Origin of the sequence: Streptomyces sp. (assembly GCF_019510245.1) — a bacterium.
In the GTDB taxonomy this organism is placed as follows: Bacteria; Actinomycetota; Actinomycetes; order Streptomycetales; family Streptomycetaceae; genus Streptomyces.
Window position 1 is genome coordinate 62,369 of record NZ_JAEKKT010000166.1, and the last position, 10,765, is coordinate 73,133.

At 74.6% G+C, this 10,765-nt stretch carries 10 protein-coding genes and 1 pseudogene; 10 read left to right on the top strand and 1 reads right to left on the bottom strand.

Annotation, left to right across the window (positions count from 1 at the left end; all coding sequences use genetic code 11):
* The first annotated feature begins 5 nt into the window (after positions 1–5).
* Together JF597_RS32245 and JF597_RS32250 are read left to right on the top strand one after the other, a co-directional pair.
* Positions 6–446 (top strand): hypothetical protein, encoded by a 441-nt coding sequence (locus JF597_RS32245; protein ID WP_294003384.1) that lies wholly within the window; start codon positions 6–8, stop codon positions 444–446.
* On the top strand, positions 443–613 hold the full coding sequence (locus tag JF597_RS32250; protein WP_089100305.1) for a DUF6760 family protein: 171 nt from the start codon (positions 443–445) through the stop codon (positions 611–613). Before JF597_RS32245 ends, JF597_RS32250 begins: the two co-directional genes overlap by 4 nt.
* Here JF597_RS32250 and JF597_RS32255 read toward each other — a convergent pair.
* The gene (locus JF597_RS32255) at positions 550–1,866 is read right to left on the bottom strand and encodes a hypothetical protein (protein WP_294003389.1); all 1,317 of its coding nucleotides are present in this window, start codon (positions 1,864–1,866) and stop codon (positions 550–552) included. The genes JF597_RS32250 and JF597_RS32255 overlap by 64 nt on opposite strands.
* Positions 1,867–3,571: 1,705 nt before the next feature.
* Between JF597_RS32255 and JF597_RS32260 the strand changes: the two genes are divergently transcribed.
* From JF597_RS32260 to JF597_RS32295, 8 genes and pseudogenes are all read left to right on the top strand, one after another.
* Positions 3,572–4,126, top strand: coding sequence for a hypothetical protein (locus JF597_RS32260; RefSeq protein ID WP_294003391.1), 555 nt, complete (start codon positions 3,572–3,574; stop codon positions 4,124–4,126).
* Positions 4,127–4,196: 70 nt separating this feature from the next.
* On the top strand, positions 4,197–4,619 hold the full coding sequence (locus JF597_RS32265; protein WP_181806069.1) for a phage tail protein: 423 nt from the start codon (positions 4,197–4,199) through the stop codon (positions 4,617–4,619).
* Positions 4,620–4,654: 35 nt separating this feature from the next.
* Positions 4,655–5,377 carry a LysM peptidoglycan-binding domain-containing protein gene (locus JF597_RS32270; RefSeq protein WP_294003395.1) on the top strand — a complete coding sequence of 241 codons (723 nt, stop codon included), beginning with the start codon at positions 4,655–4,657 and terminating at the stop codon, positions 5,375–5,377.
* Positions 5,377–7,287: a VgrG-related protein gene (locus JF597_RS32275; protein ID WP_294003397.1), complete on the top strand. Its 1,911-nt coding sequence runs from the start codon at positions 5,377–5,379 to the stop codon at positions 7,285–7,287. The genes JF597_RS32270 and JF597_RS32275 overlap by 1 nt, the downstream gene beginning before the upstream one ends.
* A gap of 40 nt (positions 7,288–7,327) precedes the next feature.
* Positions 7,328–7,771, top strand: coding sequence for a GPW/gp25 family protein (locus JF597_RS32280; protein WP_181806072.1), 444 nt, complete (start codon positions 7,328–7,330; stop codon positions 7,769–7,771).
* Between the two features lie 5 nt (positions 7,772–7,776).
* Positions 7,777–9,738, top strand: coding sequence for a putative baseplate assembly protein (locus JF597_RS32285; RefSeq protein ID WP_294003401.1), 1,962 nt, complete (start codon positions 7,777–7,779; stop codon positions 9,736–9,738).
* 28 nt (positions 9,739–9,766) lie between these two features.
* The gene (locus tag JF597_RS32290) at positions 9,767–10,327 is read left to right on the top strand and encodes a phage tail protein (RefSeq protein ID WP_294003404.1); all 561 of its coding nucleotides are present in this window, start codon (positions 9,767–9,769) and stop codon (positions 10,325–10,327) included.
* Positions 10,324–10,413, top strand: a pseudogene (locus JF597_RS32295) (zinc-ribbon domain-containing protein); the annotation flags it as partial. The gene JF597_RS32290 and the pseudogene JF597_RS32295, both read left to right, overlap by 4 nt.
* Positions 10,414–10,765 lie beyond the last annotated feature (352 nt).

The window sequence follows — 10,765 nt, forward strand, 5'->3', positions numbered from 1 at the left end:
GGGGCGTGGGGGCGCCGCTCGCACCGGAGGCGGTGGCGCCCCAGGCTCCTCAGCAACCGGAGGCGCCCGTCGAGGTGCTGCGTACGGAGTTCCCGTTCCAGCTCCCGCGCGGGTACGTCGACGAGCAGGGCACCGTCCACCGCGACGGCGTGATGCGCCTGTCGACGGCGCGCGACGAGCTGATCCCGCTGCGGGACGTCCGCGTCCAGGAGAACCCCGCCTTCCTGTCGGTGGTGCTGCTGGGCCGGGTCATCACCCGCCTCGGCACGCTGCCGCTCGTCCACGACGGGATCGTGGAGAACATGTTCGCGTCCGACCTGGCGTTCCTCCAGGACTTCTACCGCCAGATCAACGCCGAGGGACACACCCGGGCCGCGGTCAACTGCCCGCACTGCTCCGAGCCTTTCGAAGTGGAACTCGGCGGGAGCCGCCTGGGGGAATCGTGACGTACGCGACCGACCGGCTGCACGAGGAGATCGCGTACGTCGCCTACCACTTCCACTGGAACCTGGAGGACATCCTGGACCTGGAGCACGCCGACCGCCGCCGCTACACGGCGGAGATCGCGTCCCTGGTGACCAGGGCGGCGGCCTCCGCAGGGGCGGAGGGCTGACGGGTGGGGCTGTGGGATCGGGTACGGGGACGCGGCCGCGGGCCCGAGGCCGGCCAGTCCGGCGAGTCCGGGAGCGGGAACGCGGCTGAGGCTCCCGCGCAGGCGCCGCGTCCCGTGGTGGCGGCGGCCTGGTCCGGGCTGCCGCCGATCCAGCGTGCGCTGGGGCCGGGCGGCCCGGTCGCGGACGCCGGGTTCGGCGGCCGGCTGCCGACCTGGCAGAACCCGTCGTTCATGGGCACGCGCTCGCACGCGGTCCTGGACGGCGAGTCCAGCGCCCGTCTGGCAGGCGGCGGCCGCCCGGGAACGCCCGGCGCGGGGGCCGTGTCCGGCCTCGAATCTCCCGTGCAGTCACTGCCGTTGGCCGGGCCGACGGCAGCGGCGGGCCAGGCGGGTCCGACGGCCGGCCGACGGGCCTCGGTTCCGGTGGTGCCGTTGCGAGCGGTCCGGAGCGGTTCGGCCGTGTCCGCCGGGGCCGTCGAGGCCGCGAGGCCCGGCGGGGCCATGGGGTCTGCCGGGGCTGTGGGTTCCGCCGGTTCGGCGGCGCCTGCGGCACAGCGGGTGCCGTTGGCGGTGCGGCCCGGTGGCGGTGCGGCCCGGCAGCGGCCGGGGGTCACACCGGGAGCCGTACGGAACGGGAACAGCGCGCCGAGCCCGGCGGCCCCGTCGACTGCCCAGGCCGAGGCCGAGGGAGCGGCGCCCGCCACGGCGAGGGCCGGGCAGCCGGGGAAGCCTGCCGTCCAGCGGTCGGTCACGCCGACGGCCTCGGCCTCCGCTCCTCCTGCTGCTTCGGCGGCGGTGCCGCTGGGGTGGGCGCCACAGCCGACTCCGGTCGCGCCGGCTCCGGCCACCGGTCCGCGCGTCGCGCCGGCACCTCCCGTCCCGCCGCGCCGCAGCGCGCTGACGACGGCGTCGGCGAGCCCGTCGGTGACGGCTGTGCAGCGGCGTACGTTGCCGTCGTCGCCGCGGGTGACGGCCGCCGAGGGCGCGGTGCCGACGCCGGGTGAGGGCGCCCGAGCCGCCGGCGGAACGGCGGCGGCCGGGGGCGCACGGCGGGCGGTCGAGGGCGCCGGGGAACCGGTGCGGGTGACCGGCGGCTGGTCGCGTCCGCGCGGTGACGGCCGTACCTCCTCCGTGGGTGCTCCGCGGACCGCTGCGCCCGGAGGGGCACCGGCACCCGCCGTCGTACAGCGGTCCGCGTCCGGTGCCGGACCGGCGACCGCCCGGCCGCGCACGACGGCTCCGCGTCCGGCCAAAGCACCCTCCGTGGGTGCCAGTGCCAGTGCCAGTGGCGGCGGAGCCGGAGGCGGTGGTGCGGCCTCGGCGTCCGTGTCGCCCGGGGCCACGGTCCGGACGGCCCCCGCGTCGCCCGCCCCGACACCCCCTCCTGTCCCTGCTATGGCCCCTGCGCCCCCCTCGGTGTCCGCAACGCCCACGCCGTACACGGCGCCCCCGGGCGACCGCGGACCGTCCGGCATGCCCGGGGCCGGAGCGCGGACCCCTGTGCAACGGCAGGCGGTGGGCGGAGGCCGCGCGCCGGTCTCACCGGTGGCGCCCGGCAAACCGGGGGCCGCTGCGGAGCAGCCGTCGGGCAGCCCCGCACCGGCCCCCGTACAGCGCCGTACCGTTCAGGGCCCGTCGGGGGCCCGGCAGACATCCCCCTCGCCGGACAGCGACCGTGCGAGGGCGGGTTCGGCACCGGCACCCGGGAGCGGGGCGGCGGCCACCGGTCCCGCAGGCACGGCGGCCACCGGCGTCACGGCCGGCGGCACTGGCGCCGGCGGCGCCACCGCGGCCGCCACGGGCGCTTCGCCGGCTGCCGGCGCCACGCCTCCCGCCCCCCGCGCCTCGGCCGTTCCGCAGGGCGCGCGACCCTCGGGGTCTCCGGTGGCGAGCGGTGGGGGCGAGGTGTCCGTGCAGCGACGGGCCGCCGAGAGCGCGGGCGCCGCAGACCCCGTACGGGAAGCGGCCCGTCCGGCGGAGCGGGGAACCGTACCGGCTGCCGTGCCGATGCCACCGGGTGAGCCCGGCCGGGACGCCCTGGCCGCCACCTCGACGACGGCGGCGGCCACGCCCGCTGCCGCGCCGACTGCCGTGCAGCGTGCCGCGACGGCCCCGGGCGCCTCTCGCCCCGGCCTCGGCGCTCCGCTGCCGACCGCCGCCGGGAGCGGTGCCCGTGAGGTGTCCGTACAGCGGCGGACGGCGGAGGGTCCGCAGCCCTCCTCCGCTGCCGCCGGGCCGGATACCCAGACCCCGCCGGGCCCGCGCGAGCAGGGGCCCGTACCGTCGTCCGCCGGCCCGGCCTCGGCGACCCGCCCCGCTCCGGCGCCGGGTCCCGCTGCCGCCTCCGTACAGCGTGCCGGTACGACCACTCCCCGCGCACCCCGCCTCGGCCTCGGCGCCCCCGTCGCGGGCCCCGTCGCGAGTGCGGCCGCCCCGAGGTCAGCCGGCCGTCAGCCGACGGTGCCGTCCGTGCAGCGGCAACCGGCGTCCAGCGGTCGCGGTCCGTCGAGCGGTTCGTCGGCTGGTTCTTCGAGCGGTTCGTCGGCTGGTTCTTCGAGTGGTCCGTCGGCTGGTGTTTCGGGCGTTTCGTCGGCGGGTTCACCGCACGGGTCGCCGACTGGTTCTCCGGGTGACCAGCCCGCCGCCCCTTCCCGGCCGGTGCCCGCGGCGCCCCGGCCGGTACAGCGAGCCTCGGCACCGGACCTGCCCTCGACTACGGCCGAGCGTGCCCAGCCGCCCCAGCCGGCCCGGCCCGCCACCACCGGCCCCGCGACGACGCCACCACCGGCTCTTCCCGGCCCCGCCACGTCGGGTACCCCGGCGACGGCTGCACCGGCCTCGCCCCTTCCCCCCTTCGTCCAGCGCACCGTCGCCCCCGCCTCTTCCGCCCCTCCCGTCGCGCCCGGCCCCGGAGGCCGCCCGGCTGCCGTGCAGCGCCAGGCCCGGTCGCCCCTCCCCGTGACCACCCCGCCTCCCACCGGACCGGCGGCAGCGGTGCCCCTCTTCGTGCAGCGAGCCGCGACTCCGCCCGCCGCCCTGCCGGTCAAGGCGGCCACCACGGCCTCCGCGCCCGCTCAGCCCGTCCCCCTGCACCCGACCACCCCGATCTCCGCCACCACCCCGCTCCCCGTCGCCCCCCTCGGTCGTGTCACCGTCCAGCGCGACGCTCTCAGCACCGCGTCCCCCGGCGGCCACCACCCCACGGACTCCCTGAAGAAGGCGCCGGCCACCCACACCACCCGCCCGGCGGCGCCGCGGACCCAGACGTCCAGGCAGCCACCGCCGCCCGACGATCCGCCGCCCCCCGGGTACTCCGTCTCCGCCTCGGCGGCCGACGATCCGCCGCCCGGCTACACGGCGGTCGAGGGCGGCGGATTCGATCCGCGCGCCCTCACCGAGTTCCAGGTGGACGCCCTCGTCCACCGGATCATCGACCGGATCACCCGGCACGTCCGCACCGAACTCCGCCGCGACCGCGAACGCGTCGGAAAACTCCGCGACTTCCGACCCTGACAGCTCCCGGACAGCCCCCTGACCGCCCCTGATCACGACGACCGCGCACCACCCACAGAAAGGCCTCCCGATGGATCGCCAGGACCCGGGAACCACAGTCTGGTTCAGCCTCTCTATCGACGGCGAGGACCTCGGTTACTTCAACGGGTGCGAGGGACTGTCGTCGCAGGTGGAGATCGAGCAGCGGCAGGAGGGCGGGAACAACGGGTTCGTGTGGCAGCTGCCGACCCGGGTCACCTTCTCCCACATCCGGCTGACCCGCCCGCTCACCCCGGACACCACGAAGGTCGCGAAGTGGATCTCGTCCGTGCAGACGGGGATCGAGCGGCCCACCGGGCAGATCACCGCGCTGCGCGCGGACGGTTCGGAGGTGGCCCGGTGGGGGCTGCTGGACGTCCTGCCCGTGAGCTGGCAGGGGCCCTCCCTGGACGCGGGCAGTCCGTCCGTGGCCACGGAGGTCCTGGAGATCGCCCACCACGGCTTCACCGACTGAACCCACCGAGCGGACCGAGAGAGGCAGATCAGATCATGGCCAGGAGCAGCCGGGGCGCCGGCAAGAGCCTCGTGCGGGCCACCCTCGCGATTCACGAGCCGCCCGTGGGCACCAGCACCAGCCCGGGCGGCATCATCAAGACGTTCGGCTTCGAGTTCAACCCGGCGCAGCTGTCGATCGCCCGCCGGGCGGACTGGAAGTCGTCGGCGGCGCCGATCGAACGGGACGGCGCGCTGCCGGAGTTCCTCGGCACCCACCCGCGCGAGATGAGCGTGGAGATCTTCCTGGACCGGTCCGACGACCCGGACAGCAACGACGTGATGAAGAAGGTGGAGTCGCTGCTGGCCTGCTGCGAGGTCACCAGCAAGAGCATCGCCGCCAAGCAGCCGTCGCCGCCCTGGGTGGTCTTCCAGTGGGGCTCGTTCTCGACGGCCAACTTCACGGCGTACGTCGCCTCGGCCGACGTCTCCTATTCCCTCTTCGGGACGAGCGGGATGCCGATCCGGGCCAGCTGCCGGCTCCAGCTGCACGAGATCCCGAGCAAGACCGCCGGACAGAACCCGACGTCCGGCGCGCTCACCGCGCAGCGCGTGCACCGGGTCGTCGCCGGGGACTCGCTGCAGTCGCTGGCCTGGCGCGAGTACGGCAACGCGAACGCCTGGCGGGCGATCGCGGAAGCCAACGACATCGACGATCCCGGGTGGCTGCCGACGGGGACCCAACTGGTGCTGCCTGCCGCCGAGGAGGTGCGGTCCTGATGGTGAAGCACGCCTTCTCGAACGTCGTCAAGGTCGTCATCGGCGGCAAGGAGCTGACCGCCACCTCGGAGTACGGGCGGTATCTCGTCGACGCCCACGTGGACCAGGGCGTCGGGGTGCCCGCCGCCTTCCAGCTGACCTTCCGCGACCCCGCCCGCAAGCTGCTGGGCAAACTGGGCGTCCAGTTCGGCACGCCGGTGGTGATCACGCCGGTCTCCGACGGCCAGGGCACCGGCGACCCGCTGCTCACCGGTGAGGTCACCGGGATGGAGGCCGAGTACGACGGCACCGGAAGCTACGCGGTGGTCCGGGGGTACGACTACGGGTTCCGGCTGATGCGGCAGCGCCGCGTCGTCGCGTACCGCAACCAGACCGCCTCGGACATCGCCCGCAAGCTGGCCGCGCAGGACGGCGTGCCGATCGGGCGGATCCAGGCCACCAAGACCGTCTACGAGTTCATCAGCCAGTCGAACGTCACCGACTGGGACTTCCTGTCCCGGCTCGCCGACGAGAACGAGATGGTCATGTCGGTGGACGCGGACGGCAAGTTCCAGTTCGTGAAGCCGAAGAGCGCCTCCGGGGCGCCCTCGCCGCAGACCGACGGCGACAAGAGCCCGTTCGTCCTGGAGGCCGGGCACGACATCCTGCGGCTGCGCACCGCGGTCACCGCCTCCGACCAGGTGAACAAGGTCGAGTCACGGGGCTGGGACGTACGGACGAAGAAGACGCTCACGGCGACCGTGACCCCCGCCGACAACACCGGCTACAGCATCGGCACCACCCCGGGCGCGGCGGCCGGCGAGTTCAAGACGTCGAAGCTGGTCGAGACGCGTACGCCGTACGACAAGCAGACCGAGGTGAAGTACGCGGCCGACGCCCTCTCCGACGACGTCACCTCGACGTTCGCCGAGGTGGAGGTGGTCGTGCGGGGCAACCCGAAGCTGCGGCCGGGGGTTCCGGTGGCGCTCGCGGACGTCGGGGACCCCTTCGAGGGGAAGTACACGGTCACCTCGGTACGGCATGTCTTCGGCGACGCCAAGCACTACGAGACCTGGGTGACCGTCAGCGGCCGGCAGTGGCGGTCGCTCTACGGCGTGGCCTCCGGCGGTGGCGGGGACGCCGGCGGCGACCGGCAGCTCAGCGTGGCGCAGGCCCTCGTCACCGACGTGCAGGACCCGCTCCAGCAGGGCAGGGTGAAGCTCAAGTTCCCGTGGCTGGACGACACCTACGTCAGCGACTGGACCCGGACCATGCAGTGGGGCGGGGTGCGCGGCGGCGGGGTCTTCCCGATGGACGTGGGGGACGAGGTGCTCGTCGCCTTCGACCGGGGCGCCCTCGACCACGCGTACGTCATCGGCGGCCTCTACAACGGCAAGGACAAGCCGACCCGGGTCAAGGACGTGCCGCTGCACGACGGCATGCGCGGCCGGGCCACCCGGCACACCGTCTCCGACCGGGTCGGCAACCGCATGGACCTGCTCGACCAGCGGGGCCGCAAACAGGGCGTCCGGCTGGCCAGCGGCGACGACAAGCTCACCGTCTTCCTGGACCGGCAGAAGACCGAGATCACCGTGGACAGCAAGGGCAGCGTCTCCATCAAGGGCAGCAGGTCGGTGTCGGTGGAGGCGGGCGCCAACCTGTCGCTGAAGGCGGCGGGCGCGCTCAGCATCAGGAGCGGAGGGCCGCTGTCCCTGCAGAGCGCGGAACTCGTCGACATCAAGTCCCCCGCGGGCGCGGTCTCCGTGAACGCCGCCGCCGTGAACGTGATGGCGAACGCCGCCCTGTCGCTGCGCGGCAACGCCGCCGTCGCGATCAGCTCCTTCACCACGGTCGGGATCCAGGCCCCGGAGGTGCCGGTGCTGGGCAACCTGATGATGGGCGGCCTGACGGTGATGGTGATCCCGGCATGAGCGGGCGCGAGGTCCTCCCGGAGGGGCGGGTGCGGGGCTGATGGCAGAGCAGTTCGTCGGCTCCGGCTGGTCGTTCCCGCTGCGGATCGGGCCCACCGGCGGCATCGCCCTCGTCAGCGGCGAGAAGGAGGTGGAGGAGGCCATCCGCCTCATCCTCTCCACGGCCCCGGGCGAGCGCCCGATGCGGCCGGAGTTCGGCTGCGCCATCCACGACCTCGTCTTCGCCCCCGTCAACGAGCAGACCGCCGGCCGCATCCAGCACGAGGTGCACGCCAGCCTCGACCGCTGGGAGCCGCGGATCGAGGTCGAGGACGTCGAGGTCACCACCGGCGCCGACCCGAGCGTGCTCATGATCGACGTCCGCTACTCGATCCGCGGCACCAACAACCCGCGCAGCCTGGTCTTCCCCTTCTACGTCATCCCCTCCCACGACGAGCCGGACCTGCCCCCCGCCTCCCCGGACTCCTCCGAAAGCGACCGCTGATCCCGATGGCCCTGCCCTCCCCGAACCTCGACGACCGCCGCTTCCAGCAGTTCGTCGACGACGCCAAGCGCTACATCCAGCAGCGCGCCCCGGAGTGGACCGACCACAACGTCTCCGACCCCGGCATCACGCTGGTGGAGACGGTCGCGCACATGGCCGACCAGATCGTGTACCGCCTCAACCGGGTCCCGGAGAAGAACCACCTCGCCTTCCTGGACCTGGTCGGCATCACGCTGTTCCCGCCCTCCGCCGCCCGCACGGACGTGACGTTCTGGCTGTCGGCCGCCCAGGAGGAGCCGGTCCCGGTGCCGGTCGGCACCGAGGTGGCGACCCGCCGTACCGAGACGCAGGAGGCGGTGGTCTTCGCGACCGAGCGCGAACTGACCATCGTGCCGAGCGAGCTGCGGCACCTGCTGCGGCAGCAGGAGGGCTCGGCCGTCGTCGACCTCACCCACGAGCTCGCCGAGGGCAAGGACCTGCTGTGCTTCACGGAGTCCCCGAACCCCGGTGACTGCATGCTGCTCGGTCTCTCCGCCGCCGTCCCGCACTGCGCGGTGGCCCTGGACCTGGACAGCCGGGTCGACGGTGTCGGCGTGGACCCGCGCCAGCCCCCGCTGGTGTGGGAGGCGTGGACGGAGGACGGCTGGCGGGAGTGCGAGGTCGACCGGGACGGCACCGGCGGCCTCAACCGCCCCGGCGAGGTCGTGCTGCACGTCCCCGGCGGTCACGTGCTCTCCCGCAACGGCGGCCTGGAGGCCAGCTGGCTGCGCTGCCGGGTCACCGAGCCGCACGCCGACCAGCCCTTCTACAGCACCTCCCCGACGGTCCGGTTCGTCGAGGCCTGCACGGTGGGCGGCACCACGGCCGCCGTCCACGCGGAGACCGTCGAGGACGAGGCGCTCGGCGAGTCCACCGGCCTGCCCGGCCAGCGCCTCAGGCTCGCCCACGCCCCCGTCGTCGGTGACAGCCCGCCGCTCCTCCTCCAGACGGCCGAGCACGACGGCGAGGGCGGCTGGGTGGACTGGCAGGTCGTCCCGCACTTCGCGGCCTCCGGGCCGTACGACCGGCACCTCACCCTCGACGCGACCACCGGCGAGATCGCCTTCGGCCCCGCGGTCCGCGAACCCGACGGCTCGCTGCGCCAGTACGGCGCGGTGGCCCCGAAGGGCGCGGTCATCCGGGCCCGCCGCTACCGCACCGGTGGCGGCCGGGACGGCAACGTGGCCCGGGGAGCCGTACAGATCCTGCGCTCCTCCATCCCGTACGTCGCCGAGGTCGTCAACCGGGAGGCCGCGCGCGGCGGGGTCGACGGCGAGACGGTCGCCGAGGCGAAGGTGCGCGCCCCCATCACGCTGCGCGCCCAGGAGCGGGCGGTGACCCTGCGCGACTACGAGGAACTGGCCCGCCGCGCCGCACCCGAGACGGCCCGGATCACCTGTCTGGAGGGCGAGGAGGGCGAGCACGGCTCGTACGCGGTACGGGTCCTGGTGGTGCCGCAGGCGGTCTCCGACCCGGGCGGCCGCCTCCGCTTCGAGCAACTCGTGCCCGGCGACACCCTGCTGGACCGCATCACCGGCTACCTGGACGAACGCCGGCTGATCGGCACCCGGCTGGCGGTCGGCCCGCCCTTCTACCAGGGCGTCACGGTCGTCGCCACCGTGCACGCCTTCCGCGGTGTGGACGTCGACCGGGTCCGCCGCCAGGCCCACGACGCCCTCTACCGCCACCTGGACCCGCTGACCGGCGGCGCGGACGGCAAGGGCTGGCCGTTCGGGCGCCCGGTGCAGTCCGGTGAGATCTTCGCGGTGCTGCAACGCGTCCCCGGCATCGAACTCGTCGACGAGGTCGTCCTGCACCCCGCCGACCCGCTCACCGGCAAGCGCGGCGACCCGACCGACCGCATCGACCTGGACGCCCCGTCCCTGGTCTTCTCCTACGACCACCGGGTGCGGGTGATCGGCGAATGACCCTCGACAACCCGACCGGAGGCCTCCGTTGAGAGGATCCATCGACGGTCTCGGCTCCTCCGTCCCGATCGGCGCGATGCTCCCCGCGGTCTTCGCCGACGACGACCTGGCGCTGCGCTTCGTCGCCGGCCTGGACGACGTGATCGCCCCGATCCCGAACGTCCTCGACTGCCTGCCCAGCTACTTCGACCCGGCGCTGGCCCCGCTGGACTTCGCGGAGTGGCTCGGTACCTGGGTCGGCGCCGAGATCGACGGCACGGAACCGGAGCCCCTGCTCCGCGCCGCCGTGGCCGCGGCCGCCTACCTGCACCGCATCCGGGGCACCCGCTGGGGCCTGTCCGAGACGGTCCGGCTGGCGTTCGGCGTGGCCCCGGAGATCACGGAGAGCGGCGGCGCCGACTGGAGCGCCCGCCCGCTCGGCCCCTTCCCCGGCACCCCGCGCCCCCACCTCCACGTCCACCTCACGCTCCCCGCCCCCACCCCGGCCGACGAGGTCCGCCTGGAACACCTCGTGGCCGCCGCCCGCCCCGCTCACATGCCCTACTCGGTCCAGGTGACCGCGTCCGCCGAAAGGACCCCGCAGCGATGACGACCAACCGGAACTGCACGGAGTGCGGCACGGTCGCCGAACCGGGCCAGTCCTTCTGCGACGCCTGCGGCGCGGTCCTGAGCTGGGCGGCCACCGACGAGGAGACCCCACAACAGCCCCCCGCCTCCCCCGACTGGGACGCCTTCACCCGCAGAGACGGCGCCACCGGCCTCCCCCACCGAGCCACCCGCACAACGACAGCACCACCCCCGGCAACGCCCCTTCAGAGCCACGACGACCTGCCAGCACCGGCCCCGGCAGCACCCCTTCAGGACCACGGGGACCCGTCAGCACCGGTCCCGGCAGCGCCTCTTCAGGGTCACGGGGACCCGTCAGCACCGGTCCCGGCAGCGCCTCTTCAGGGTCACGGGGACCCGTCAGCACCGGTCCCGGCAGCGCCCCTTCGGGGCCACGGGGACCCGTCAGCACCGGTCCCGG